Here is a 23,566-nt window from a genome sequence, read left to right as displayed (position 1 = left end):
CATTATTCCTTGGCTGGCGACCGGGCTAGCTCCAACTCACGGGATTGACGACGCATGGTGCGACTGAGGGTGCGGTTTTGCAGTTTCAAGCGCAGGAAGAGCAGACCGAACACCAGCCAGCCCAACAGGAAGCCACCGGCAAAGAAGAACCCCAGCAGCATGGAGAGGGAGAACTCCCCCTGGGCGATGAGATAGTTGAACTGCACCAGCTGGCCATTTTGCGAGCCGATGGCGAGGGTCAGTACAAACACCAGCACCAATGGGATGAGGGCCAAGATACGCTTCATAAGATCTCCCTGTCTGTAGCTAATGAGAGACTGATTATCCTTAAAATCACAGGCAGACTCTAGAGCGAATGGGAAAAGACTGCGAGAAACCTGACAAATCACATATCTAAAGACGTAAAAATAAAAAAGGCATACCCAGGTATGCCATTTTCTGCATTATTCGATGATGTTCACGCGTTCGCGCAACTCTTTACCAGGCTTGAAATGCGGGACATATTTCCCGGTTAGTTCAACCTTGTCCCCAGTCTTGGGGTTGCGACCCACGCGGGGCGCACGATAGTGCAGTGAGAAACTTCCAAATCCTCGGATTTCAATCCGGTCGCCGTTTTGCAAGGTCGATGCCATCTGCTCAAGGATCTCCTTGATGGCGGCTTCGACATCTTTGGCCGGCATATGCATGCGGCTGGCAGCCAATTGTTCGATGAGATCTGATTTGGTCATAAGGTTAAATCTCCTTCCCCGATCACATGCAATTTCATTATGCCAAGATAAAAAAGGGCGGCGTGAAGCCGCCCATTTCTTGCATCAAGGATTACTCACCCTTGGCGGCTTTGAACGCTTCCATCATGGCATTGCTGAACACAACTTCTTCTTGTTGGTTCAGGCTGTCGATGGCAACACGCTCGTCAGCCTCGTCCTTGGCACGTACAGACAGGCTTACGGTACGGTTCTTGCGATCAACACCCATGAATTTGGCTTCAACTTCGTCACCGACAGACAGCACCAGAGTGGCGTCTTCTACACGGTCACGAGCAGCGTCGGAAGCACGCAGGTAGCCTTCCACGCCGTCAGCCAGTTCGATCACGGCACCCTTGGCGTCAACCTCGGTAACCTTACCCTTCACGATAGCACCTTTCTTGTTGTCAGACAGGTACTTGTTGAAGGGGTCTTCTTCGATCTGCTTGACACCCAGAGAGATGCGCTCGCGCTCCGGGTCCACTTGCAGAACAACGGCTTCGATTTCGTCGCCCTTCTTGAATTCACGTACTGCTTCTTCGCCCTGGTTGTTCCAGGAGATGTCAGACAGGTGAACCAGGCCGTCGATGCCGCCGTCCAGACCGATGAAGATACCGAAGTCAGTGATGGACTTGATCTTGCCGGAAACACGGTCGCCCTTGGCGTGAGTTTCGGCAAACAGCTGCCACGGGTTGGACTTGCACTGCTTCAGACCCAGGGAGATACGACGACGCTCTTCGTCGATGTCCAGAACCATCACGTCAACCACGTCGCCAACGTTAACAACCTTGGACGGGTGGATGTTCTTGTTGGTCCAATCCATCTCGGATACGTGTACCAGGCCTTCAACGCCTTCTTCGATTTCAACGAAGCAGCCGTAGTCGGTCAGGTTGGTCACGCGGCCAGACAGACGGGTGGTCTCCGGGTAACGCTTGGCGATAGCAACCCAGGGATCTTCGCCCAGCTGCTTCAGACCCAGGGATACACGGGTACGCTCGCGGTCGAACTTCAGAACCTTGACTGCGATCTCGTCGCCAACGTTGACGATTTCGGAAGGATGCTTAACACGCTTCCACGCCATGTCGGTGATGTGCAGCAGGCCGTCAACACCGCCCAGATCTACGAATGCACCGTAGTCGGTCAGGTTCTTGACGATACCCTTAACTTCTTGACCTTCTTGCAGGTTGGCCAGCAGGCTTTCGCGCTCGGAGGTGTTCTCGGTTTCGATCACGGCACGACGGGAAACGACAACGTTGTTGCGCTTCTGGTCCAGCTTGATGACCTTGAACTCGAGTTCTTTGTTTTCCAGGTGAGCGGTGTCACGGATCGGACGCACGTCAACCAGAGAACCCGGCAGGAAGGCACGGATGCCGTTCAGCTCAACGGTGAAACCACCCTTGACCTTGCCGTTGATGATACCGATAACGGTAGCTTGCTCTTCGTATGCCTTCTCAAGCTGCAGCCAGGCTTCGTGGCGCTTGGCTTTTTCGCGGGACAGCTTGGTTTCGCCGAAACCATCTTCGATAGAGTCCAGAGCCACGTCAACGGTGTCGCCTACGTTGATTTCCAGTTCGCCCAGGGCGTTCTTGAACTCTTCAGCAGGAATGGCAGACTCGGATTTCAGACCGGCGTCAACCAGTACAAAACCGTTCTCGATAGCAACGACGGTACCCTTGACGATGGAACCTTGACGGGTTTCAACGGCGTTCAGGGACTCTTCAAAGAGTTGAGCAAAAGATTCGATCATTGTTTGTGTCACAAATGAAACATCCACTCGCAATCCGGCACAAGCGGGGTTGTTTTAAATTATCTGCGCCATCCATGGTGCAGACGACTGACATCAGCTGGTGCTGACATCACCAAGTTGTTGCTCCGCATAGGCGAGCACCGTTGCCAGTACGTCATCTATGGTCATAGACGTTGAGTCTACCACAAGAGCATCTTCCGCGGGTTTCAGGGGGGCAACGGCGCGATTTCTGTCGCGATCGTCACGTTCCCGAATCTCGGTTAAAAGACGCTCAAAGTTAACATCAAAGCCCTTATCTTGCAACTGCTTATAGCGGCGCTGCGCCCGCTCTTCCGCGCTGGCATCGAGGAAGATCTTCACTTCGGCCTCGGGGAAAACCACAGTCCCCATATCACGACCATCGGCAATGAGACCCGGCAACTGGCGGAAGGCACGCTGGCGGCGCAGCAGCGCCTCGCGCACGCGGGGGAAGACGGCGACCTTGCTGGCGGCATCGCTCACTTCCTGGGAGCGGATGGTACGGGAGACATCCTCCCCTTCCAGCACCACCTTGACCTGTCCGCCGTCGACCTGGAACTGCACGTCCAGATTGGCGGCCAGGGGCACCAGCGCGGCTTCGGCGTCGAGCTCCACATCGTGGTGCAAGGCCGCCAGCGCCAGCACCCGGTAGATGGCACCGGAGTCGAGCAGGTGCCAACCCAGCTTCTCTGCCAACAGCTGGCACAGGGTGCCCTTACCGGCGCCACTCGGGCCATCAATTGTCATCACGGGGGCCATCTGAGGCATAACTTTTCTCCTGCGCACTCGGCATGTTGACTGGTTGCACACATCCCTGGCGGGATGGGGTAATGGGCGCCGATTATACCCGAATGCACCGGCGCTGGCAGTTGTCAGGGCGCACAATTGCGCAAAAGTCGTCGCGATTGCGCCTATTATGACCAATCCGGTAAACCATCCCTCCTGCAAGGTTTTGTTCTTATGGTTGTTATGGACAAGGCGCGCTAAACTGGCCGCCTTTTTTAAGCAGTTGTAGTCAGGAGCAACCCTATGAGCAGCATTAGCCTGGTGGCTAAATCCAAGTTGCCAACCCCCTGGGGCACCTTCACGCTAGTTGGCTTTCAGGAAACCGGTACAGGCAAGGATCACGCCGCACTGGTGATGGGCGATATCGCGGACGGTGAGCCCGTGCTGGGCCGAATTCATTCCGAGTGTCTGACCGGGGACGCCCTGTTCAGTCTGCGTTGCGACTGCGGCTTCCAGTTGCAGGCCGCCATGGAGAAGATCGCCAAGGCCGGTCGTGGCGTCTTGCTGTATGTCCGCCAGGAAGGCCGTGGCATAGGCCTTCTCAACAAGATCCGTGCCTATCATCTGCAGGATCAGGGCGCCGACACCGTCGAGGCCAACGTGGCACTGGGCTTTGCCGCCGACATGCGCGATTACACCATCTGTGCCGATATGCTGAAGGCCTTGAAGGTCAAGAGCCTGCGCTTGATGACCAACAACCCGCGCAAGCTCAAGGCGATGGAATCCTTTGGCATTCCGGTGGCCGAGCGCGTCCCCCTGCAGGAGGGGCGCAATCCCCACAACGAGTTCTATCTCTCCACCAAGGCGAACAAGCTGGATCATCTGTTCAAGAAGTGATGGCTCGCAGCCTGGCAGCGGAATGAAAAACGCCTCCCATCGGGAGGCGTTTTTGTTGGCGTTCTTGCTGCCCTATTGATTGTCCATCAAGGCACCGTCTGGGGCTGACTCTGGATTGGCCTGTGCCAACAGGAAATCCCGCAGCGCCCGGTTGGCCATGGAGAGGGGATCTCCCCGCCGCCAGGCCACGCAGAGATCGAGGAAGATGGGCGGGGCAAAGGGGATGCCGCAAAGCGCCGCCTCCTCCTCCAGCGCCATGCGCAGGAAGGTGGTCACGGCAAACCCCTGCCGCACCACCGCCTTGAGCAGGGGGATGAGGTTGCTCTCGAAGCCGATATTGGGCTCGATCCCCAAGCCCTGTGCCAGCGCCTCCATGTGCTCTCTGTGGTAGAAACCCCGCCGGAACATGGCGAGCTCCTGGCTGAAGAATTGCGGCAGCGAGACAGCACCGGCCCCGCGCAGGGGATGCTCCTCCCCCACCACCATCAGCATCTCTTCTCGCAGCAGCTGGGCCCCCTCCAGCCCGGGTGGCAGATCGCTGGTGATAAGGATGGCCAGATCCAGGCTGCCGTCCACCATACGACTGAGCAGCTCGCGGGTGCCCGCCTCCTCCACCCGGATCTTCAAACCGGGGTAGCTATGCTTGAAGGCCATCAGGATCGGCGGGAAGTAATAGGAGCCCATCATGTAGGGAATGCCGATGCGCACCTCCCCCCGCTCCAGTCCCTTGAGCTCGGCCATCTCCGCCTCTGCCTGGTGCATCTGCAGCAGCAGCCGCTCGGCGTGACGGCAGAGCACCTCCCCCTCAGGGGTGAGCCGCACGCTGCGATCCTGCCTGTCGAACAGGCGCAGTTCGAGCTGTTGTTCCAGCTTGGCGATGGCCATGCTGACGGCCGGTTGCGCCACGTGCAAGCCCTGGGCGGCCTTGGTGAAGGAGCCCGTGTCCCGCACCGCCAGCAGGTAACCGAGCTGTTTCAGATCCATATCAATTCCATTTATCAGACTGATAACTTAAATATATTATATTTATATAGAGCGACCCACTACTCTGCACAAAAGTCGTCGGGACAACTCCATATGATCGAAGTAGGCAGTCGCGAATGGATACGCGCCACCCTGGCCCTCAGCCTGGGCTCCTTCCTGGTATTTCTCAATCTCTATCAGACCCATCCCCTGCTGCCCCTGCTGGCACAGGTGTTCTCCGTCAGCTCCCTGTCGGCGGGATGGACCCTGGCGGGCTGCACCGCCGGGCTCGCGGGATCGCTGCTCATCTGCGCCCGCCTGGCGGACAGGTTCGGGCGTCGCCGGATCATGCTGTGGACGCTGACCGGCGCCATACTGCTTTCCCTGTGCATTCCCTGGGTGACTCGCTTCGATCTGCTGGTGTGCCTGCGCATCCTGCAGGGGGCGCTCCTGGCCGGGCTGCCGGCCACCGCCATCGCCTACATGGGAGAAGAGTTCAGCAAGCGTGCCCTGCTCTCGGCGGTGGGGGTCTATATCGCCGCCAACTCCCTCGGCGGCATCGCCGGCCGGGTGGTCGGCGGCCTGCTGGCGGGCTGGTTTGGCGACTGGCAACACACCTTCCTCGGGATCGGGCTCATCAGCCTCGTCCTGCTGCCGCTGGTCATCTGGTTGCTACCCGCCCAGACCCGCTTCGTGGCCGTGGAGGCTGCCCCAGGGCAACTGCGCCGCGCCATCCAGAGCCACCTCGGCAACCCCTTGCTGCTGGGGGCCTATCTCATCGGCGGGCTCAACTTCATGGTCTTCCTGAACCAGTACAGCTACCTTACCTTCCTGCTGGCCAAGGCCCCCTTCTCCCTGCCGACCCAGTGGCTCGGCATGCTGTTTCTGACCTACCTCACCGGTACCCTCGCCTCCTCCCTGAGCGGCCGCTGTGCCCATCGCTTTGGGGCGCAGCGCCTGCTGCTGGCGGGGATAGCCCTTATGGCCCTCGGCAGCCTCGCCCTGCTGCAGGGGACCCTCGCCGCCATCATAGGTGGCCTGCTGATCTCGAGTTTCGGCTTCTTCCTCGCCCACGCCTGCGCCAGCGCCTGGGTCGGCCAGCATGTGGAGCACAACAGGGCGCTCGCCTCGTCGCTCTATCTGGTGGGGTATTATCTGGGGGCCAGTCTGGGGGGGCTTTACTTGCATCCCTTCTGGGAGCGGGGGGGCCTTTGGGGATTGGTGCTCGGCATAGAACTGGTCTTGTGCGTCACCGCCGCCTTGAGCCTCTGGCTCGGCCATCTCAAGGGGCGCGCGGCGCCGCCCCTCTCCTCTCACGCCTCGTCACGCCAGTGACGGGGCCCTCGACTCACTGGGCGTCGTAATAGTCCGCCGGCACCGGCACCACGGCGCCAGTGTGCAGCTCCTCGTCAATCACCTCGCTCAAAGGGCGCAGATGAAACTTGATTTGCCCCGAAGGCAGCATCAGCCCCACATCCGGGTTGCGCCCGTCGTCCATGTTGGCTGTCTTGAACGCAAGCCCGGGATGCGCGGCCACCAGCGCCGGCAGTGAGGGCACCACCAGCTCTATGTGCTCCAGCCCCGCCTGATGGGCGCGGCCTGCCTTGGGGGCGGCCAGCTCGACGCAGGGGACAGTAACCTGCTGCCAGCAGACGGGCTGATGCAGGCGATAGGTGGCGATGGGGCGGCCCCCTATCATCCCCTCCACCAGCAGCACCCCATGGCGCGCCAGCGTCTCTTTCAGGGCCAGGTATTCCGGCAAGGTGGCGGCGCGGTAGCAGAGATGATCTACCACAGGGGCATCGCATTCCCCCATGAGGGCGTGCATTTCAGTGAGCAGTTGGCAAACGAATGGGGCCATGGGCCCCAGCGTGGTATCCAGTGGATGAGACATGATCACCATTTCTTCTTGGGTTGGAACAGGACATCGAGCTCGTCCGCTTCTTTGTCCTTGATGTTTTGCAGCTCCTTCTCGCTGTGCTGCTGCAGATGCTCTTCCAGCTGGCGCATCCCCTGGCGCATGTCCTCTTCCCGCGCCAGCAGGTAGGGATCCTTGTCGGAGACATTGGCCAGGGCGCCGAGCCCCTTGGTATAGAGCTGACGGCAGGTGCCGTACTGCCCCTGGATCTGGGCATCCATGGCCCGCTTGATCAGGTTGGCGATGTTGATCTTGAGCTGCATCAGCTCGAGGCGGCGATCTTCCTGGGCGAACCCCTGGGGATCTATCTTGCCCTTGTTGTGCTCGACCCGCAGCACGGCCCGCATCTTCTTGGCCAGCTGCAGCATCTGGATCGCCTGACGGTCGGACTCAGGGGTCTTGAAGTGCCCCTCGTCCTGACTGCTGTAGTTCTCCTGCACATTCTTGATCTGGGTCTGGACGTCGATGATGCGCTGCTTGACCTGGGGATTCGGCATGACCTGCACTATGGCGCGGTAGGCATCCAGGATCCTGTGTTGCAGCAGCAGCACCATGTTCTTGGAGAAGGGCACCAGGTTGACGTTCAACAGCACCTCCTCCGTCTCATCCGCCACGGCCTTGTGGCGGGCGATGGCCTGGCGCTTGTCGGCTTCCGCCTTCTGTTTGTATTGCTGCACCACGTTATAGGCGATGACCAGAAACAGGAGTGCGCCAATCGACAGCAATATCAAGGTTAAAATCATAGGGTATTCACACTCCTGTCCCAATCCAATTGCGTGATCCTACAACAGCTTACCCGCATAGGGTAGCGCCCAGATCGCACCTTGCCTCACAACAACGCAAGGGAGCCGCGGCGATGGCGATGGCCGGGGCCTCATGCTCCATATCGCCCGCCGCCCCCATTACTTGAGGCAAAACCCCTTCGACTGGAGGAAGCCCAGCATGAAGGGACGCGCCTCCTTGCCGAGGATCGCCTTGATCTGTCCGCTCCAGGTCTGCACCTTGTTGTTGCTGCTGCGGGCCAGGTAGTAGTCGTGGATTTGGCTGTCGTATTGCGCCAGCAGGGCGCGATCGAGCGTCTCTGGATAGCGATTCTCGTGCACCACCAGCGCGCGGGGCAGCCGCGGCTTCTGCTCCGGCTGCTGGGCGGGATGGCCCAGGCAGAGGCCGAACAGCGGGATCACCTGATAGGGCAGCCCCAGCAACTCGCTCACCGCGGCCGGGTTGTTGCGAATGCCGCCGATGTAGACGCCGCCAAGGCCCAGGGACTGGGCCGCCAGCAGGGCATTCTGGGCCATCAGGGCCCCGTCGATGGCGCCTATCATGAGCTGCTCCACAAAGCCGGTCTGGGCCTCCGGTACTATCTGGCTGTGACGTTGATAGTCGGCGCAAAACAGCAGGAACTCCGCCGCCTCGGCCACGTAGGCCTGGTGCCCGGCCAGCTCGGCAAGGGTGGCGCGCAGCCCCTTGTCGGTCACCCGGATGAGGCTGTTGGCCTGAAGGAAGCTGGAGCTGGAGGCGCTCTGGGCGGCGCTCAGTATCTGATCGAGTTGCGAGGCGCTGATGGGCTCAGGGGTGAACTGACGAATGGAGCGATGGGAAAGGATGAGATCTATGGTCGGGTTCATGGTGCCTCCAAAATGAAGGTCACACTGTACCCAAAAAAAGCGAGGGGCCCAAGGCCCCTCGTCGCCCTCAGGGGGCAGGATACACATAGGGGGCCTGCAGCCCGAGCGGGAAGCCGAGCGCCCAGTAGAGCAGCAGGAAGCAGGTCCAGCTCACCAGGAAGGCCAGGGAATAGGGCAGCATCATGGAGACCAGGGTGCCGATGCCGGTGCTCTTCACATACTGCTGGCAATAGACCACCACCAGGGGGAAGAAGACCATCAGCGGGGTGATGATGTTGGAGGCGGAATCCCCCACCCGATAGGCGGCCTGGGTCAGCTCGGGGGAGATCCCCACCGCCATCAGCATGGGCACCAGGATGGGGCTGATGAGGGCCCACTTGGCCGAGGCCGAGCCCACCACCAGGTTGACGCTGGCGGTGAGCAGTATCATGCCGACTATGGTCACCTCCCCCGGCAGCGCCAGGGCGTGGAGCACCTCGGCGCCGGAGAGGGCCAGCAGGGTCCCCAGGTTGGAGTCACCAAACGCCTTGATGAAGAGGGCACAGAAGAAGGCCATCACCATGTAGGAACCCATCTTGTTCATGGTGGCCGACATGGCATCGATCACGTCCTTGCCGCTCTTGAAGCTTCCCGCCACGAAGCCGTAGACGATGCCGGGCAGGATGAAGAGCAGGAAGATGAGGGGCACTATGGACTTCATCACGGGTGCGGCGAAGGTGGTGAGCGATCCATCCGGCGCCCGCATCGGCGAGTCGTCCGGGGACAGGGCCAGCCCCAGCAGCACCACGGCAGCCAGCATGGCAAACCCGGCCCAGTTGAAGGCCCGGCTCTCCTGCGCGCTGTAGCGCCCCATCTCGTCGGCACTCTCCAGATCCTCGTTGAGGGGCACCTGCTTGAGGCGCGGCTCCACTATCTTCTCGGTGACAAACCAGCCCACACAGATGATCAGCAGGGAGGAGGCGCCGGTGAAGATGATGTTGCACAGGGTGTTGACCATGTAGTCGGGGTCGAGCAACTGGGCCGCCGACTGGGTGAACCCCTGCAGCAGGGCATCCCCGCCGGAGGGCAGGAAGTTGGCGGCAAAGCCGCCGGAGACCCCGGCAAAGGCGGCGGCTATGCCCGCCAGCGGATGACGGCCCGCCGCATGGAAGATGATGCCGCCGATGGGGATCACCAGCACATAGCCCGCATCTGCCGCGGTATGGCTGACGATGGCCACCAGGATCAGCATGGGGGTCAGGAAGCGCGCCGGCGTCACCTTGAGCAACTTCTTCAGGCCGGTGTTGATGAAGCCGGACTGCTCGGCCACCCCGACCCCCAGCATGGCCACCAGCACTATGCCGAGCGGTGCAAAGCCGGTGAAGGTGGTGACCATGCTGGCGAGAAACTCGGCCAGCCCCGCCCCGGTCAACAGGTTGTTGACCACCACGGCCTCCCCGGTGCGGGGATTGACCAGATCGAAGGAGAACTGGGAGCCTATCCAGGAGCCGACCCAGACGATCAGCAAGGCATAGAGGAACAACATGGCGGGATCCGGCAGCTTGTTGCCCGCCTTCTCGACCCCGTTCAGGAAGCGGTTCAACCAGCCATTGGGACTGGCCGGACGCTCGTTCACTGCGGCTTGACTCATTATGGTGATACTCCATTACCAAGGAATGAGCGCGCATACTAGCGATAACGTCTAATGAATCCCATGATATGAGACAAAAATTCGATTAATTATGTTTAATTTGGCATGTCGCGCTCCGGAAATGGGACATGCCGCACATTGTCAGCGGCGGGCTCAGCCGCCGATCAGCGGATAGTGACCAAGCTTGCACCGGATCCCGAAGCCTGCCGCCGCCACCTCCTCCGGGGTCATGGGGGGGCTGAACAGGAAGCCCTGGAAGACGTGGCAGCCCTGGGCCCGCAGGGCCGCCAGCTCGTGCTCGTCCTCCACCCCTTCCGCCAGGATCCCGAGCCCCAGACTGGTGGCCATGGCCACGGTGGCCCGGATCACCGGCAGGTTCAGCCCGACCACGAAGGAGCGATCCAGCTTGATGGTGTCGATGGGCAGACGGTTGAGATAGGCGAGCGACGAGTAGCCGGTACCAAAATCGTCGATGGCGATCTTGATCCCCTGCTCGCTCAGGGCGTCGAGGATCTCGATGCAGCCCTTCATGTCCAGCATCAGCACGGTTTCGGTCAGCTCCAGCGTCAGCAGGCCCGCATCGACCTCGGACTCCCTGAGCTGCTGCGCCACCTGTCCCGGCAGGGAGGCGGAGAGCTGGAAGCCGGAGAGGTTGACCGACACCGGCACCCGCACCTGCCATTGGCGCTGCCACTCCCCCATCTGGGCCAAGGCGGTGGCGAGCACCCAGCTCCCTATTTCACGAATCAGCCCCATCTCTTCGGCAAGCGGAATGAACTCCGCCGGCGAGACGTGCCCAAGCACGGGGTTGTACCAGCGCAGCAGGGCCTCCAGACCGATGAGCTTCCCCTGGGCCACGTCCACCTGGGGTTGATAGCGCAGGCTCAGCTCCCCCCGGCCGACGGCCTTGGCCAGAAACTGCTTCAGGGTCAGCTTGCGGTGCAGGCTCTGCTGCATGCTGGGGGTGAAGCGCTGCCAGCGCAGGCGCCCCATCTGCTTGGCCTGGTACATGGCCATGTCGGCGCGGGTGATGAGGTTGTCCCCATCATCCGCGTCGTCCGGATAGATGGCGATGCCGATGCTGCCGCCTATGGTGACCTCGGGCACCCCGCTCAGCTGCAGCGGCTTGCTCATCTGGGAGAGCATGAGATCCGCCACCTCCTGCGCCCGCTCGCTGGCCTGACTGAGGGGAACCAGGGCGGTGAACTCGTCCCCGCCGAGGCGCGCCAGCTCCACGTCCCGCGGGCAGATCTGCTTGAGCCGGCCGGCCACCCGCTCCAGCAGGCGATCCCCCGCCTTGTGGCCATAGTTGTCATTGACCAGCTTGAAGTTGTCCAAGTCCATGAACACCAGGGCAAAGCGCCCCCCCAGGCCGCAATAGGCCTCGAGGGACTTCATCAGGCCGTAGCGATTGAGCAGGCCGGTGAGGGAGTCGTGCCAGGCCAGGTGACGGTGTTCGAGCTCCTCGAGCTTGCGATCCGTGATGTCCCGCATGGTCAGCAAGATCCGCGCACCCTGCTGGATGTGGCGGAACTGATACTGGAACCAGCGCATCCCCTTCTGGGTCCGGCACTCCCCCTCGGCCACCACCTCCCCCACCCGGGAGAGTCGGGTATAGAAGGCCTCGTCGTCACCGGAGAAGACCTGGGCCAGCCGAGTGATACCGGTGCCAAAACACATGTCGAAGTGGTGGTTGCCGCTCTCGAGAGCCCCCTCGTTGTCGAACAGGCAGGCCAGGGTATCGCCGGTGGCGAGGGAGGACTCCTGATAGAGGGTGTCGGCATCGATGACCGCCTCCGTCATCATCATCTGACGCCCGGCGAGCTGGATCCCGGAGAGGCGCAGATAGACCTGCTTCTTGACCCCCTTGGGGGAGAGGGTCCACCACTCGTTGTAACTGCGATCCTGTTGAAAATCACCGAGATAACGCTGCAACAGCAGATCGATGGCGGCGGCCATGTCGGCCGAGAAGTCGCGGGATTGCAGCTCGGCCAGGGAGCTCGCCTCCCACAATCCCAGGGCGGAGCCATTGGCCCAGTAAATGTGGTGACGCTGGATGTCATAGACCCAGATGGGCGTATGGAGCACGTCCATCGCGGTAAGCAGGCGTTCGTCTAGCGTATTCATGTTGCGTGATGATTCATGCTGAAAGCTCATGGCAGAACCAGCCTGGACCCGTCTTTGGCAAAGGCGTCCGTGCTGGTACAAAATCCGTTCCGACCCATAATCTGGAAACAGGCAGGTGAAAAAGGGCCGAAATCATATGAAAACGCTACATGTGATCCCCATGGTCAGAAGAAATGGGCTCACACTGGTATTGTTGGGCATGGTCATAACCATTGCTATGATTTTTATACTTTTTTTCTTTCCTGAACAACTACTAATGCCGGTCATCTTCCTCCTGCTGACTGGTCTGATGACAATTCTTGTCGGGGCGCTGAAACTGGCTGAGCCTCATTTTAGTCTCTCCCTGTGTCAGGATTGTCTGCAATATCACCATAAGTACGGTGGCTGGATCCTGAAATGGAGAAATATTCAGCGAATTGACCAACCACGTATCCATTTAGGGTGGGATCTGGTGCCCCTGCCCTACATAGGTTTGAAGATTAAGGATTACGACGATTTTTTGACGCTGATCACACCCAGACTGGCCGTTCGCCTGCTGACCGAGCAGCGCGCCGTGCTGTTGCAGGCCATCAGCAGCGAGCGCCCCGACTGCCTCACCGGAGGCTGCGGCAGCGGGCTGCTGGGCGAGGGGCTGCTGGAGGAGAGCCGCTTTCGCTCCCCCTCAGGCCAGCAGTACGACGGGGTGATCGCCATGCTGGGCAACCGCATGGCCAGACTGCGGGATCTGCTGGGTTATGATCTGCTGGTGCCGGACAACAGCCTGGACCGCCCCCCCGCCGACTTCGTCCATTTGCTCAATCAGTACCAGCGCGAGTCGAATCTAATCCAGATCAATTAAACGCCGGATTGCGCTTGCCAAGCCTGGCGACTCTTCATAAGGTCACGGGCTTGTTACAAACACCCCCTAAGCCGCTTATGAAGTACATCGAAGAGTTCTATCTGTTCGTCAAGGTGGTGCAAGAGGGCGGTTTCTCCCACGCCGCCGCCGCGCTGGGCATGCCGACCGGCACCATCAGTCGACGCATTTCACAACTGGAAGAACAGCTCGGGTGCGCCTTGCTGCACAGATCCACCCGCAAGCTGCGCCTCACCGACGAGGGGCTGCGCTATTACGAGCGCCTGTGCACGCCGCTGGCCGAGATCGAGCAGGCGACCGGCGAGATCCAGGGCCAGGAGAGGGACATCAGCGGCCTCATCCGCCTCGCCGCGCCCATCGCCCTCTCCAATACCATACTGGTCGACATGCTGGCTGACTTCGGTCTGCGCTATCCCGGGGTGCAGTTCGACATCAGCCAGACCAATGACCACGCCCCCCTCTGTGATCAGGACAGGGATCTGGTGTTTTTCAACGGCGAGCTCTCCCAGACCCTGCCCAATGCCCTCTGCCTCGGTCACATCGAGTACGGCCTGTTTGCCTCCCCTCTCTATCTGGAGAAGATGGGCATCCCCTCCCACCCGGCCCAGCTGGAAGAGCACGACCTCATCTACTGCTGGCCCCACCAGCACTGGCAGCTGAGCGGGCGGGATCAGCAGACGGTGCAGATCAAGCGGACACCGCGCCTGAACGTCAACCAGACCCAGGCCGCCGTGCGGGCGGCCCGGCGCCACCTCGGCATCGTCAATGCCCCCCTGCACTATGTGCACCCCTTCCTGCAAGACGAGCAGCTGGTCGCCGTGCTGCCGGACTGGCAGTCGGGCAAGCGCCCCTTCTACATGCTCCATTGCCAGCCCCAGTTCACCCCGTTGCGTGTTAAGATGTTTGCCGATTTCGTCGAGAAATACTCCGCACGCTATCGCCATCATCAGCGGGACGATCAATTTTTGCCGGCCATGCCGCTGCCCGTTGCATCTGACGGTTGATCGCCCACACTTAGCGCAATCCTCGTTGCACAGGTCGGCTAACACTATGAATGTATTGATATGTGATGACTCGGGGTTCGCTCGCAAGCAGTTGATGCGCGCCCTGCCTGCCGGCTGGAATGTCACCCTGCATCAGGCCGCTGACGGCCTGGAAGGGGTTGAGCAGATCCTGATGGGCCACGGCGATCTGATCTTTCTCGATCTGACCATGCCAGAAATGGACGGCTATGGCGTGCTGGAGACCCTCAAGCGCGAGGGGCTGCGCAGCAAGGTGATAGTGGTCTCCGGTGACATCCAGCCGGAAGCCCACGCCCGCGTCATGGCCCTCGGGGCCCTCGATTTCATCAAGAAACCGGCCTCACCGGAGAGCCTGCTCGCCCTGCTCAGCCGCCACGGCTTGTGGCAAGCGGCGCCCCACCCGGCCGCCGCACCCGCCCTTGCCGTCGCCGGTCACGCCCCCCTCGAGAGCACCATCCAGTTCACCCCCGAGCTGCGGGATGTCTATCAGGAGCTCGCCAACGTCGCCATGGGCCAGGGGGCCGATCTGCTGGCTCGCCTGCTGGATGCCTTCGTGCTGCTGCCCATCCCCAACGTCAACGTGCTGGAGGTCTCCGAGCTGCACATGGCCCTCTCGGCCGCCGCCGAGTCGGATACCCTCTCCGCCGTCTGCCAGGGGTTCATCGGGGCCGGTATAGCCGGCGAGGCGCTGCTGCTGTTTCACGATGCCAGCTTCCAGGATCTGGCACGCCTGATGAACCATCAGGGGGTACTGGATCACAACGCCGAGCTGGAACTGCTGATGGATACCGCCAACGTCTTGATCGGGGCCTTCCTGCGCGGCTATGCCAACCAGCTCGACACCCCTTTCAGCCAGGGCCATCCCGTGGTGCTCGGTCAGCACAGGCCCATTAGGGATCTCATTCGCACCAACCAGAGCCGCTGGCGCCGCACCCTGGCCATCGAGATCAACTACCGGGTGCAGGGGTATGCGGTGCAGTGCGACCTGCTGCTGCTGTTCACCGAAGACTCCATCGCCACCATGAACAACAAGATCATGCATATGCTCTAGCGGTGTTATCCCATCGCCAGCATCAATAACAAGTTCATGCATATGCTCTAACGGTTGCCAATCAGCACCTTGCAGCATCAACAACACAGACTCAGGCACCAGGAGTGACCATGGATATCCGGGAATTTCATTGGCTGATGAACATAGTCCAGAACCTGGACGTGGGGCTGGTCGTGCTCGACAAGGGCTACCGGGTACAGGTATGGAACGGCTTCATGGAGAGCCATAGCGGCCGACTGGCCGGCGAGGTGCGCGATCAGGTGCTGTTCGATCTCTTCCTCGACGTGGACCGCGCCTGGCTGGAGCGCAAGGCGAACATGGTGTTCAAGCTCAACAACCGCGCCTTCAGCACCTGGGAGCAGCGCCCCTATCTGCTGCGCTTCTCCAACTATCGCCCCATCACGGGCTCGGCACCCCACATGTACCAGAACCTGACCCTGGTGCCCCTGGCCGATTTTGGCGGCGAGGTCACCCATCTGGCCATCATGATCTACGACGCCACCGACGAGGCCATGCTGATCAGGGGCCAGCGCCAGGGATAAGTCCTCGGCACAGAGACACAAGAAGGGCGCCATCAGGCGCCCTTCTTCGCATCATGCCGATCAGGCTCAGCCGTTCAGGCTCAGCCGTTCAGGAACTCGGTGAACGCATCTATCACCTCGTCGATGTCGTCATCGGTGATCTGCAGATGGGTCACCAGCCTCAGCTCCCCATAGCCGGAGAAGAGGATGCCGCGCTCCTTCATGAAGCCGAGCAAGGTGGCGGGATCCCCCTGAGTCAAGCGCAGGAACACCATGTTGGTCTGCACCTCTTCCATATTGAGCACTATGCCGGGCAAGGGGGCCAGCCCCTCTGCCAGACGCCTGGCGCGGCGATGATCGTCCGCCAGCCGGGTGACGTGCTGATCCAGGGCAAACAGGGCGGCCTGGGCCAGGATCCCCCCCTGACGCATGCCGCCCCCCAGCATCTTGCGCAGCCGTCTGGCCCGCGCGATGAAGCCATGGGAGCCCACCAGCAGTGAACCGACCGGCGCCCCCAGCCCCTTGGAGAGGCAGACGGAGATGCTGTCGAAGGGGGCGGCGATAGCCGCGACCGGCTCGCCGCTCGCCACCACCGCATTGAAGAGGCGGGCCCCGTCCAGGTGCAGCAGCAAGCCGTGCTCATCCACAAAGTCGCGCATCTCGCGCAGGTACGGCAGCGGCAGCACCTTGCCATTGTGGGTATTTTCAAGGCACACCAGCCGGGTCTGGACGAAGTGGGCGTCATCGGGGGCTATGGCGGCCCGCACGTCGCTCAGGGCCAAGGTACCGTCGGCCTGCATGGGGACAGACTGCAGGGCCACCGAGCCCAGCACGGCAGAGCCCTGCGCCTCGTAGCGATAGATGTGGGAGGCGGCGCCCAGCACGGCCCCTTCCCCGCGCTGGCAGTGGCTCATCATCGCCAGCAGGTTGGACATGGTGCCGGATGGCACGAACAGGGCCGCCTCTTTGCCCAGCAGTTCGGCACCTTTGCGCTCGAGCGCATTGATGCTGGGATCTTCCCCGTAGACATCATCTCCCACCTCGGCATGCAGCATGCTCTGGCGCATGGCTTCCGTGGGTTGGGTCACGGTATCACTTCGTAAATCGATATAGCGCATGTCATCCTCCTGATGCAGGAGCATGACATTAACCAGCCGGCATCATGCTGGCAAGGGATGGGGGGCGGGAATGTGAACCCGGCGGCTCACCAGGGCAGCGGCTGGCCGCGCAAGTCCACGAAGCGGCCGGAGTGCGTCAGTGTCAGCGAGGCCAGGAGATCCAGCAACTGCGGTGCCACCAGGGCGGGATCCTGCAACAGGGCCGGGTCAAGACCCTGCCGGAAGGGTTGCTGCATGGGGGTATCCATGAGCCCGGGGTGAACCGTGATGACGCCGGCGCCGGGGAAGCGCTCGGCCCACTCGGCGGCCAGGATCCTGGCCCCCATGTTGAGGGCCGCCTTGCTCATCCGGTAGCTGTAGCGCCCGACGGCCTCCAGATTGCCGGTCCCCAGGCTGCCCGCCAGATCCGAGAGAGAGCAGAGCCACAGCCGGCTCTCGGGGGTCATGAGCCGGCTGAGGCTGGCCCCCAGGGCCAGGTGGGGCCAGGCATTGGCCTGCAGGCTCTCCCCAAGCCACTGGGGGCTCACCTCCTCCACCCGCCGCTCCGGCATGTGATTGAGATCGTGCAGCAGACCTATGGTATTGATCACCACCGTCGGCAATGTGGTGGCGTCATAGAGGGTGAACAGGGCCTCGAAGGAGAGCGGGTCCACTTCCTGCAACGGGAAATAGCAGGCGGGATCCAGCCCTTTTGGCAACTGCCTGCCCGCCAGCAACCACTCTTCGCCACGGCTGGCGAGTTCGTGGGCCAGAGCCCCCCCCAGTCCGCCACTGCCCAGGATCAGATAACTCATCTGTGCGTCCTTGGATTTGTCCATTGCTTAGAGGGTATCAGAAGAATGGCGGCCTGCCGGGGACCCCGGCGGCCTCAGGCCTCTGCCAGATGGCGGCCGAACTCCCGCGCCCGCGCCAGATCCAGAAAACCGTCCCCCTGCTTGTGGCTGCGCAGGAACTGGTAATAGGCGAGCAGGGTCACCAGGTGCTGCTCGTCCGGCAGCGGCTGGCCGGGGAGCTTCTCCTGCACCAGCGCCCCTGCCGCCGCCAGCGCGTCCCTGTCCACCACCTCGGCCTGGCGATAGAGGTAACCGCAGCCGGTGGCGAGCCACTCCAGGGAGCAGTTGGCCCCCATGGCGATCTGGTTCGCCTTGCCAAGACCGGGCTCGGCCCCTTTCAGATACTTGCGGATCAGGGCCTCACTCAGCCCCACCTTGCGGGCGAAGGCGCTGACGCTGCCCTCCCCGATCAGGCTCTGCAGCCTGGCGGCAAATCCTTCCATCACAACTTCTCCATCGTCTTTTTGGCCCGTCTCTGCGCCCGGGCCCCTGTGTCGGTCAGAACCATAGTTCGAATTCGCGAGGGGGGCATTATTGCCTTGTCCGCCAGAAGAGACCAAGATGCTGGCAGCATTGATTCTGCCTTTATTTGTCCGTCTCTTTATCCGTAGAGGAGTCACCATGTCCGTATCCCGTCTTGCCCTGCACCATCAAGGCCCCATCTTCTCCCGCCTCATCATGGGCTACTGGCGCCTGATGGAGTGGCAACTCTCCCCGGCCGCCCTGCTGGATCTGATGAAATACCACCTGGATCTCGGGGTCACCACCATAGATCACGCCGACATCTACGGCGGTTACCAGTGCGAGGAGGCCTTCGGCCAGGCCCTGCGTCTGGAGCCCTCCCTGCGCAGCCGGATGGAGCTTGTCAGCAAGTGCGGCATCGCCCTCACCGCCAAGCCGGAACATGCCCTCAATCACTACAACACCAGCAAGGGCCACATCGTCGCCAGCGCCGAGGCCTCCTTGCAAAAGCTCGGCACCGATCACCTGGATCTGCTGCTGATCCACCGCCCGGATCCCTTGATGAATGCCGACGAGGTAGCCGAGGCCTTCATCAGTCTCAAGCAGGCGGGCAAGATCAAGCACGCCGGAGTCTCCAACTTCACGCCCCACCAATTCGCGCTGCTGCAATCCCGTCTGCCCTTCCCCCTGGTCACCAACCAGCTGGAGATCTCGCCGCTGCACCAGGAAGGAACGCTGGATGGCACCCTGGATCAGTGCCAGCAACTGGGCATCAAACCCATGGCCTGGTCCTGCCTCGGTGGCGGACGGCTGTTCAACGATCCCGCCTATGCCCCGCTGCGGGCCGAGCTCGAGCAGATCCGCCATGAAGTGGGCGCGCAGCACATAGAGCAGGTGGTCTACGCCTGGGTGATGATGCTGCCGAGCCAGCCGCTGCCGCTCATCGGCTCGGGCAAGCGGGAGCGGATCGCCGCCGCCGTGGCGGCCGAGTCCATCCAGCTCAACCGCCAGCAGTGGTTCCGCATTCGCAAGGCCGCCCTGGGTTACGATGTGCCCTGATCCCGCCGGCCACTGAGCGCGAGGCAAACAAAAACGGCATGGATTGCTCCATGCCGTTTTTCGTTATCGAGACGATTCAACGATGGCGCTGGGGGCGACCACGAGGTGCATCTGTCTTCGGTTTGGCCTGGTTGACTGTGATGGTCCGGCCACCTATTTCGGTGCCGTGCAACTCGGCGATGGCCTTCTCGGCATCCCCGTTGACAGGCATTTCAATGAAGCCAAACCCCTTGGACTGACCGGTATCGCGATCGATGATGATATCGACCTTGTCTACCTGCCCAAATTGGCTGAACACATTTGTCAGTTCGTCGGCCGTCATCCGGTACGACAGATTACCTACGTAAATCTTCATGCCATCCACTCTCGATTCAAGGTGCCTTCTCTATGCATCCACCGACCTGGAGTAAGGGCACAACCCCCCTGCCGGACCAGCCATGGCATCATGCCGTGGCACTCCCTGCCTCGAGGCCCAAGTTGTTGATCTCTTGGACTATCGGAGCAGGAAAGATCAATTCGAATCAGAGGGAGTATCTGAGCTTTGCGATAAATTGTCGAGAAAATAGTCAGACTGGTTGCAGCGCGGCCAACAAGCTGCTCAGGGCGCGGCGGCTGTGCCAGGCCCGTTTAAAACCAAAGCGATAGATACCGGGGGCCACCTCATGGGTGCCTTCCCGGGTCAGCCCCAGCAAGGCGGTGGCGTCGGCCAGGGCCTCCCCATCCAGCCCCAGATCCAGGCTGAAGTCGAGCCACTGACCGTCGTGCCCCACCTTGCGATCCCGCTCTATGCCCACCAATGCCGCCCTCGGCAGGGCCAGGGCCCTGTCTTCGCCACCATTGAGCAGATAGAGGTGATGGTCGTCCCAGGCGAGCTCCGCCAACCGCCAGCGCTGCCAGTTGCGCGGCAACACCATCATCACCAGCACTATGCCGCCAAACACCAGACCGACCCAGGGCAGCAGCCCCATCTCGGGATACCCCAGCAAGAGCGCGGCCACCACAGTGCCCAGGCTCGCCAGCAACAGGCAGATCATGACCCCGTAGAAGCGCCGCGCAGGGGGCATCAGCCAGTTCACTCCCCCCCGCGATGCCAGTTCACTGACTCTCATTTCATCCTCCTCACATGATGGAAACGGCCCTGCCGCCCTGTGTTGGCCCGCATTGTGCGCGAGCCCGCCCATGGGTTGCAACCGGCACGGCGGCGCGGATGACGACCAGCCGCCACTCTTGTATGCTTGGGGCTGTCTGAGCCCGCCATCTTCAGGAGTCCCATGTTCGCCACTGCCCTGCTGTTCACCACCAGCGCCCTCTATGCAGAAGCCATCGGCGGCTACGCGGCCGGTTGTCTGAAAAACGGCGTATCCCTGCCGCTGACGGGACCCGGTTATCAGGTGATCCGCACCAAGCGGCTGCGCTATTACGGTCACCCCGATCTCATTCATTACCTTCAGGGCCTGGCCAACCAGGCCAGGCTGGCCGGCATGCCGGATCTCTATATCGCCGACCTCGCCATGGCGCGGGGCGGCCCCTTCACCTCCGGCCATCGCAGCCACCAGACCGGCCTCGACGCCGACATCTGGTTCCGGATGGCAAACCGCCCCATCAGCAAATGGGAGCAGGATGCCCCCAAGGAGTGGGCGCTGATCGATGAGCCCAGCTACAAAATGCTGCCGGGGCGCTTTGGCCCCCAGCAGCTCAATCTGCTGCGCCTCGCCGCCAGCAAGCCCGAGGTGGCGCGCATCTTCGTCAACCCCGTCATCAAGGCAGAGGTGTGCAAGCGGGCGGCCGATGAACCCTGGGTCGCCAAGCTGCGCCCCTGGGTCGGCCACTTCAGCCACTTCCACGTCAGGTTGCGCTGCCCGGCGAACAGCCCGGATTGCCAGCCCCAGGCCCCCATCCCCCCCGGCAATGGCTGCGATGCCGAGCTGGCCTCCTGGCTCAAGGACAAGCCCCAGTTGCCCAAGGTCTCCATGAGCTACCGTGCCCCCGTCTTACCGAGGCGTTGTGAGGGTTGACCACAAGCTGCTATGGTGAGCCGATATCCGTCAGAAATTTCAATGGAGAACAACAAGATGGCCACTTCACTCCGGCACAGGGCCACCCAGTGCCTGCTGACTTTCACCCTGCTGCTGGGATTGACCGGGTGCGGCATGAACAACATCCCCACCCTGGATGAGCAGGTCAAGGCGAGCTGGGGCCAGGTCGAGAACCAGTACCAGCGCCGCGCCGATCTCATTCCCAACCTGGTGGCCACCGTCAAGGGGTACGCCAGCCACGAGCAGGAGACCCTGAAAGCGGTCACCGATGCCCGCGCCCGGGTCGGCAGCGTGCAGGTGAGCGACCCCTCCCAGCTCAAGACCTTTGAAGCGGCCCAGGATCAGCTCTCCAGCGCCCTCTCCCGCCTGATGGTGGTGGTCGAGCGCTACCCGGATCTGAAAGCGGATCAGCAGTTCCTGACCCTGCAGGCCCAGCTGGAAGGCACCGAGAACCGCATCGCTGTGGCCAGGCGCGACTACATAGAGGCGGTACGCCAGTTCAATACCGAGATCCGCACCTTCCCGGGGGTCATCTGGTCCAAGCTGCTCTATTCGGATCTCGAGGCAAAACCCAGTTTCAGCGCCAAGCCCGGTGCCGATGAGGCGCCCAAGGTCAGCTTCCAATGACCATGATGTTGCGCGCGCTGCTCCCCTTGCTGCTGCTCTGGACGGCGGCGCTGCAAGCCGCGCCGAACTTTCCGGCCCTGAGCGGACGGGTGGTGGATGAGGCCGCCCTGATGTCACGCAAACAGGCCCACCAGCTGACCCAGCAACTGGCGGCTTTCGAGAAGCGCAGCGGTATCCAGCTGGTGGTGGTCTCCGTCGACAGCCTGGATGGGGAGACCATAGAGGAGTACGGCTACCAGCTCGGTCGCCACTGGGGCATAGGCCAGAAGGGCAAGAACAACGGCGTGCTGCTGCTGATCGCCCAGGATGAGCGTAAGGTGCGCATCGAGGTGGGCTATGGCCTGGAGGGCGCCCTGCCCGACGCCATCGCCGCCAACATCATCCAGACCCGGATCCTGCCCGCCTTCAAGCGCGGCGACATGGTGGCTGGCGTGGTGGCCGGCAGCCAGAGCATCATGAAGGCACTCGCCGGAGAGTATCAGCCGGCCGAGCAGCCGAAGAGTGACAGCGGTGGCGGCCCCTGGCTGTTTATTCTGGTGGTGATTGCGATGATAGTGCTGCACAACCTGCGTGGTGGCGGCGGTGGGCCGGGGGGGCGACGTCGGGCGGCCTACATGGCCGGTGGATTTGGTGCCGGCTCCTTTGGTGGTCGCGGTGGCGGCGGATTCAGCGGTGGCGGCGGCAGCTTTGGCGGCGGCGGAGCCTCCGGTGGCTGGTAACAGGAGTAAAGAGACAAATCATGATTTCTAAACAGTTCTTCCACACGCTTCAGGCCAAGGTGCGCGAAGCGGAGCTAGAGACTGATGCTGAACTGGTCACGGTGCTGGCTCCGGCCAGCGATGGGTATCGCTACATTCCCACTCTCTGGGCGGCGCTGCTGGCCATGCTCACCCCCTTGCTGGTGTTCCAGCTCGGCTTCTGGCTCGGCTGGTACGAGATCCTGCTGGTGCAGTGGTCGGTCTGGTTGCTGCTGAGCCTGCTGTTCCACTGGACCCCCATCAAGATGCGGCTGATCCCGAAAAAGGTGCGTCAGCACAGGGCTGCACTGATGGCCCGCCTGCAATTTGTCGAGCAGGGGCTGCACCGCACCCGCGACCGGCTCGGGGTGCTGATCTTCGTCTCGGTGGCGGAGCACTATGTGGAGATCCTGGTGGATGACGGCATAGCCCAGCACATAGACAACGCGCAGTGGCAGCAGATCATCGACGACTTCGTGGTGCGAGTGCGCAACAAGGAGGTGGAGCAGGGCTTCCTCGAGTGCGTGGAGCGTACCAGCGCCATCCTGACCGATGCGTTTCCGGCGACCCGGGATCAAAACGAGTTGCCCGACAGCCTGATCATTTTGGACAAACCCTGAGCCGGTTTAAAAAACCGGCATTCTGTGCAAGGGATAGGCATTCGATAAAGATTCTGAAAAATAAGGGGAAAAGTGTTTGACCCCGAGTCAGCTTTCCCCTAAATTACGCCCCGTTCCAGCGCAACAGCGCAGCGAACCACGTGGCGATTGAACACGTTAAACAGCAGTCAAAAATTTGGTGAGGTGTCCGAGTGGCTGAAGGAGCACGCCTGGAAAGTGTGTATACG

General features: G+C 61.7%; 26 protein-coding genes. 11 read left to right on the top strand and 15 right to left on the bottom strand.

From position 1 onward, the window contains the following. Window positions 1–2: 2 nt before the first annotated feature. The 4 genes from AB5Y91_RS00840 to cmk form a co-directional block, all read right to left on the bottom strand. On the bottom strand, window positions 3–287 hold the full coding sequence (locus AB5Y91_RS00840; RefSeq protein WP_005327818.1) for a LapA family protein: 285 nt from the start codon (window positions 285–287) through the stop codon (window positions 3–5). Between the two features lie 156 nt (window positions 288–443). Then, a complete protein-coding gene (ihfB, locus tag AB5Y91_RS00835) occupies window positions 444–728 on the bottom strand; it encodes an integration host factor subunit beta (protein WP_005299934.1) in 285 nt (94 codons plus the stop codon). A gap of 91 nt (window positions 729–819) precedes the next feature. Further along, on the bottom strand, window positions 820–2,490 hold the full coding sequence (gene rpsA / locus AB5Y91_RS00830) for a 30S ribosomal protein S1 (protein ID WP_005327816.1): 1,671 nt from the start codon (window positions 2,488–2,490) through the stop codon (window positions 820–822). 93 nt (window positions 2,491–2,583) lie between these two features. Then, window positions 2,584–3,276, bottom strand: a complete 693-nt coding sequence (cmk, locus tag AB5Y91_RS00825) for a (d)CMP kinase (protein WP_042649706.1) — start codon at window positions 3,274–3,276, stop codon at window positions 2,584–2,586. Window positions 3,277–3,537: 261 nt separating this feature from the next. Here cmk and ribA point away from each other — a divergent pair, with 261 nt between their 5' ends. Beyond that, on the top strand, window positions 3,538–4,131 hold the full coding sequence (gene ribA, locus AB5Y91_RS00820; protein WP_368168852.1) for a GTP cyclohydrolase II: 594 nt from the start codon (window positions 3,538–3,540) through the stop codon (window positions 4,129–4,131). A gap of 72 nt (window positions 4,132–4,203) precedes the next feature. Here ribA and AB5Y91_RS00815 read toward each other — a convergent pair whose 3' ends face one another. Continuing rightward, window positions 4,204–5,115, bottom strand: a complete 912-nt coding sequence (locus AB5Y91_RS00815) for a LysR family transcriptional regulator (protein ID WP_368168851.1) — start codon at window positions 5,113–5,115, stop codon at window positions 4,204–4,206. Between the two features lie 93 nt (window positions 5,116–5,208). Here AB5Y91_RS00815 and AB5Y91_RS00810 point away from each other — a divergent pair, with 93 nt between their 5' ends. Continuing rightward, window positions 5,209–6,429: an MFS transporter gene (locus AB5Y91_RS00810; protein ID WP_368168850.1), complete on the top strand. Its 1,221-nt coding sequence runs from the start codon at window positions 5,209–5,211 to the stop codon at window positions 6,427–6,429. A 13-nt stretch (window positions 6,430–6,442) separates the two neighbouring features. Here AB5Y91_RS00810 and AB5Y91_RS00805 read toward each other — a convergent pair whose 3' ends face one another. The 5 genes from AB5Y91_RS00805 to AB5Y91_RS00785 all read right to left on the bottom strand — a co-directional run bounded on the left by AB5Y91_RS00805 (window position 6,443) and on the right by AB5Y91_RS00785 (window position 12,364). Continuing rightward, entirely contained in the window at window positions 6,443–6,997 is a 555-nt protein-coding gene (locus AB5Y91_RS00805; protein WP_368168849.1) for a VOC family protein, read from the bottom strand. Then, a complete protein-coding gene (locus AB5Y91_RS00800; protein ID WP_042650272.1) occupies window positions 6,991–7,755 on the bottom strand; it encodes a hypothetical protein in 765 nt (254 codons plus the stop codon). The genes AB5Y91_RS00805 and AB5Y91_RS00800 overlap by 7 nt, the downstream gene beginning before the upstream one ends. Before the next feature lie 159 nt (window positions 7,756–7,914). After that, window positions 7,915–8,640, bottom strand: coding sequence for an oxygen-insensitive NADPH nitroreductase (nfsA, locus tag AB5Y91_RS00795; protein ID WP_368168848.1), 726 nt, complete (start codon window positions 8,638–8,640; stop codon window positions 7,915–7,917). 67 nt (window positions 8,641–8,707) lie between these two features. Then, complete coding sequence (locus tag AB5Y91_RS00790; RefSeq protein ID WP_042650274.1) at window positions 8,708–10,270, bottom strand: AbgT family transporter; 1,563 nt, start codon at window positions 10,268–10,270, stop codon at window positions 8,708–8,710. Window positions 10,271–10,423: 153 nt separating this feature from the next. Further along, window positions 10,424–12,364, bottom strand: coding sequence for a bifunctional diguanylate cyclase/phosphodiesterase (locus AB5Y91_RS00785; protein ID WP_289983364.1), 1,941 nt, complete (start codon window positions 12,362–12,364; stop codon window positions 10,424–10,426). Window positions 12,365–12,533: 169 nt separating this feature from the next. On the opposite strand from AB5Y91_RS00785, the gene AB5Y91_RS00780 reads away from it, so the two are divergent. The 4 genes from AB5Y91_RS00780 (at window position 12,534) to AB5Y91_RS00765 (ending at window position 15,868) form a co-directional block, all read left to right on the top strand. Continuing rightward, window positions 12,534–13,235 carry a DUF2982 domain-containing protein gene (locus AB5Y91_RS00780; RefSeq protein WP_111913365.1) on the top strand — a complete coding sequence of 234 codons (702 nt, stop codon included), beginning with the start codon at window positions 12,534–12,536 and terminating at the stop codon, window positions 13,233–13,235. Window positions 13,236–13,312: 77 nt separating this feature from the next. Then, entirely contained in the window at window positions 13,313–14,257 is a 945-nt protein-coding gene (locus AB5Y91_RS00775) for a LysR family transcriptional regulator (RefSeq protein ID WP_111913367.1), read from the top strand. A 46-nt stretch (window positions 14,258–14,303) separates the two neighbouring features. After that, window positions 14,304–15,326 carry a response regulator gene (locus AB5Y91_RS00770; protein ID WP_163137830.1) on the top strand — a complete coding sequence of 341 codons (1,023 nt, stop codon included), beginning with the start codon at window positions 14,304–14,306 and terminating at the stop codon, window positions 15,324–15,326. 110 nt (window positions 15,327–15,436) lie between these two features. Next, window positions 15,437–15,868 (top strand): PAS domain-containing protein, encoded by a 432-nt coding sequence (locus AB5Y91_RS00765; protein WP_368168847.1) that lies wholly within the window; start codon window positions 15,437–15,439, stop codon window positions 15,866–15,868. 80 nt (window positions 15,869–15,948) lie between these two features. Here AB5Y91_RS00765 and ltaE read toward each other — a convergent pair whose 3' ends face one another. The 3 genes from ltaE to AB5Y91_RS00750 all read right to left on the bottom strand — a co-directional run bounded on the left by ltaE (window position 15,949) and on the right by AB5Y91_RS00750 (window position 18,241). Beyond that, window positions 15,949–16,965 carry a low-specificity L-threonine aldolase gene (gene ltaE / locus AB5Y91_RS00760; RefSeq protein ID WP_234690653.1) on the bottom strand — a complete coding sequence of 339 codons (1,017 nt, stop codon included), beginning with the start codon at window positions 16,963–16,965 and terminating at the stop codon, window positions 15,949–15,951. Between the two features lie 86 nt (window positions 16,966–17,051). After that, window positions 17,052–17,759: a short-chain dehydrogenase gene (locus tag AB5Y91_RS00755; RefSeq protein ID WP_368168846.1), complete on the bottom strand. Its 708-nt coding sequence runs from the start codon at window positions 17,757–17,759 to the stop codon at window positions 17,052–17,054. A 74-nt stretch (window positions 17,760–17,833) separates the two neighbouring features. Beyond that, window positions 17,834–18,241: an XRE family transcriptional regulator gene (locus tag AB5Y91_RS00750; protein ID WP_171276292.1), complete on the bottom strand. Its 408-nt coding sequence runs from the start codon at window positions 18,239–18,241 to the stop codon at window positions 17,834–17,836. A gap of 178 nt (window positions 18,242–18,419) precedes the next feature. On the opposite strand from AB5Y91_RS00750, the gene AB5Y91_RS00745 reads away from it, so the two are divergent. Further along, entirely contained in the window at window positions 18,420–19,319 is a 900-nt protein-coding gene (locus tag AB5Y91_RS00745; protein ID WP_368168845.1) for an aldo/keto reductase family oxidoreductase, read from the top strand. Between the two features lie 76 nt (window positions 19,320–19,395). Here the strand turns inward: AB5Y91_RS00745 and AB5Y91_RS00740 are convergent, their stop codons facing one another. Both AB5Y91_RS00740 and AB5Y91_RS00735 read right to left on the bottom strand, forming a co-directional pair. After that, window positions 19,396–19,674 (bottom strand): RNA-binding protein, encoded by a 279-nt coding sequence (locus AB5Y91_RS00740; protein WP_081805676.1) that lies wholly within the window; start codon window positions 19,672–19,674, stop codon window positions 19,396–19,398. 211 nt (window positions 19,675–19,885) lie between these two features. Beyond that, window positions 19,886–20,428, bottom strand: coding sequence for a hypothetical protein (locus AB5Y91_RS00735; RefSeq protein ID WP_139746247.1), 543 nt, complete (start codon window positions 20,426–20,428; stop codon window positions 19,886–19,888). A gap of 162 nt (window positions 20,429–20,590) precedes the next feature. Between AB5Y91_RS00735 and mepA the strand changes: the two genes are divergently transcribed. The 4 genes from mepA to AB5Y91_RS00715 are packed head-to-tail and all read left to right on the top strand — an operon-like array spanning window position 20,591 to window position 23,339. Further along, window positions 20,591–21,334, top strand: a complete 744-nt coding sequence (mepA, locus tag AB5Y91_RS00730) for a penicillin-insensitive murein endopeptidase (RefSeq protein ID WP_368168844.1) — start codon at window positions 20,591–20,593, stop codon at window positions 21,332–21,334. A gap of 42 nt (window positions 21,335–21,376) precedes the next feature. Continuing rightward, on the top strand, window positions 21,377–21,982 hold the full coding sequence (locus AB5Y91_RS00725; protein WP_162627421.1) for a LemA family protein: 606 nt from the start codon (window positions 21,377–21,379) through the stop codon (window positions 21,980–21,982). Continuing rightward, window positions 21,979–22,701 (top strand): YgcG family protein, encoded by a 723-nt coding sequence (locus AB5Y91_RS00720; RefSeq protein ID WP_290029766.1) that lies wholly within the window; start codon window positions 21,979–21,981, stop codon window positions 22,699–22,701. Before AB5Y91_RS00725 ends, AB5Y91_RS00720 begins: the two co-directional genes overlap by 4 nt. 20 nt (window positions 22,702–22,721) lie before the next feature. Then, the gene (locus tag AB5Y91_RS00715; RefSeq protein ID WP_106886594.1) at window positions 22,722–23,339 is read left to right on the top strand and encodes a TPM domain-containing protein; all 618 of its coding nucleotides are present in this window, start codon (window positions 22,722–22,724) and stop codon (window positions 23,337–23,339) included. The last annotated feature ends 227 nt before the right edge of the window (window positions 23,340–23,566 follow it).

Origin of the sequence: Aeromonas sp. R4-3, assembly GCF_040908275.1 — a bacterium.
GTDB lineage: Bacteria > Pseudomonadota > Gammaproteobacteria > Enterobacterales > Aeromonadaceae > Aeromonas > Aeromonas rivipollensis.
This window is presented reverse-complemented; position numbering and strand designations above follow the sequence as displayed.

Bases quoted from the DNA above. Each gene is read 5' to 3' on its own strand.
- AB5Y91_RS00840 (WP_005327818.1), bottom strand. From the start codon at position 287: ATGAAGCGTATCTTGGCCCTCATCCCATTGGTGCTGGTGTTTGTACTG.
- ihfB (WP_005299934.1), bottom strand. From the start codon at position 728: ATGACCAAATCAGATCTCATCGAACAATTGGCTGCCAGCCGCATGCAT.
- rpsA (WP_005327816.1), bottom strand. From the start codon at position 2,490: ATGATCGAATCTTTTGCTCAACTCTTTGAAGAGTCCCTGAACGCCGTT.
- cmk (WP_042649706.1), bottom strand. From the start codon at position 3,276: ATGCCTCAGATGGCCCCCGTGATGACAATTGATGGCCCGAGTGGCGCC.
- ribA (WP_368168852.1), top strand. From the start codon at position 3,538: ATGAGCAGCATTAGCCTGGTGGCTAAATCCAAGTTGCCAACCCCCTGG.
- AB5Y91_RS00815 (WP_368168851.1), bottom strand. From the start codon at position 5,115: ATGGATCTGAAACAGCTCGGTTACCTGCTGGCGGTGCGGGACACGGGC.
- AB5Y91_RS00810 (WP_368168850.1), top strand. From the start codon at position 5,209: ATGATCGAAGTAGGCAGTCGCGAATGGATACGCGCCACCCTGGCCCTC.
- AB5Y91_RS00805 (WP_368168849.1), bottom strand. From the start codon at position 6,997: ATGGTGATCATGTCTCATCCACTGGATACCACGCTGGGGCCCATGGCC.
- AB5Y91_RS00800 (WP_042650272.1), bottom strand. From the start codon at position 7,755: ATGATTTTAACCTTGATATTGCTGTCGATTGGCGCACTCCTGTTTCTG.
- nfsA (WP_368168848.1), bottom strand. From the start codon at position 8,640: ATGAACCCGACCATAGATCTCATCCTTTCCCATCGCTCCATTCGTCAG.
- AB5Y91_RS00790 (WP_042650274.1), bottom strand. From the start codon at position 10,270: ATGAGTCAAGCCGCAGTGAACGAGCGTCCGGCCAGTCCCAATGGCTGG.
- AB5Y91_RS00785 (WP_289983364.1), bottom strand. From the start codon at position 12,364: ATGGACGTGCTCCATACGCCCATCTGGGTCTATGACATCCAGCGTCAC.
- AB5Y91_RS00780 (WP_111913365.1), top strand. From the start codon at position 12,534: ATGAAAACGCTACATGTGATCCCCATGGTCAGAAGAAATGGGCTCACA.
- AB5Y91_RS00775 (WP_111913367.1), top strand. From the start codon at position 13,313: ATGAAGTACATCGAAGAGTTCTATCTGTTCGTCAAGGTGGTGCAAGAG.
- AB5Y91_RS00770 (WP_163137830.1), top strand. From the start codon at position 14,304: ATGAATGTATTGATATGTGATGACTCGGGGTTCGCTCGCAAGCAGTTG.
- AB5Y91_RS00765 (WP_368168847.1), top strand. From the start codon at position 15,437: ATGGATATCCGGGAATTTCATTGGCTGATGAACATAGTCCAGAACCTG.
- ltaE (WP_234690653.1), bottom strand. From the start codon at position 16,965: ATGCGCTATATCGATTTACGAAGTGATACCGTGACCCAACCCACGGAA.
- AB5Y91_RS00755 (WP_368168846.1), bottom strand. From the start codon at position 17,759: ATGAGTTATCTGATCCTGGGCAGTGGCGGACTGGGGGGGGCTCTGGCC.
- AB5Y91_RS00750 (WP_171276292.1), bottom strand. From the start codon at position 18,241: ATGGAAGGATTTGCCGCCAGGCTGCAGAGCCTGATCGGGGAGGGCAGC.
- AB5Y91_RS00745 (WP_368168845.1), top strand. From the start codon at position 18,420: ATGTCCGTATCCCGTCTTGCCCTGCACCATCAAGGCCCCATCTTCTCC.
- AB5Y91_RS00740 (WP_081805676.1), bottom strand. From the start codon at position 19,674: ATGAAGATTTACGTAGGTAATCTGTCGTACCGGATGACGGCCGACGAA.
- AB5Y91_RS00735 (WP_139746247.1), bottom strand. From the start codon at position 20,428: ATGAGAGTCAGTGAACTGGCATCGCGGGGGGGAGTGAACTGGCTGATG.
- mepA (WP_368168844.1), top strand. From the start codon at position 20,591: ATGTTCGCCACTGCCCTGCTGTTCACCACCAGCGCCCTCTATGCAGAA.
- AB5Y91_RS00725 (WP_162627421.1), top strand. From the start codon at position 21,377: ATGGAGAACAACAAGATGGCCACTTCACTCCGGCACAGGGCCACCCAG.
- AB5Y91_RS00720 (WP_290029766.1), top strand. From the start codon at position 21,979: ATGACCATGATGTTGCGCGCGCTGCTCCCCTTGCTGCTGCTCTGGACG.
- AB5Y91_RS00715 (WP_106886594.1), top strand. From the start codon at position 22,722: ATGATTTCTAAACAGTTCTTCCACACGCTTCAGGCCAAGGTGCGCGAA.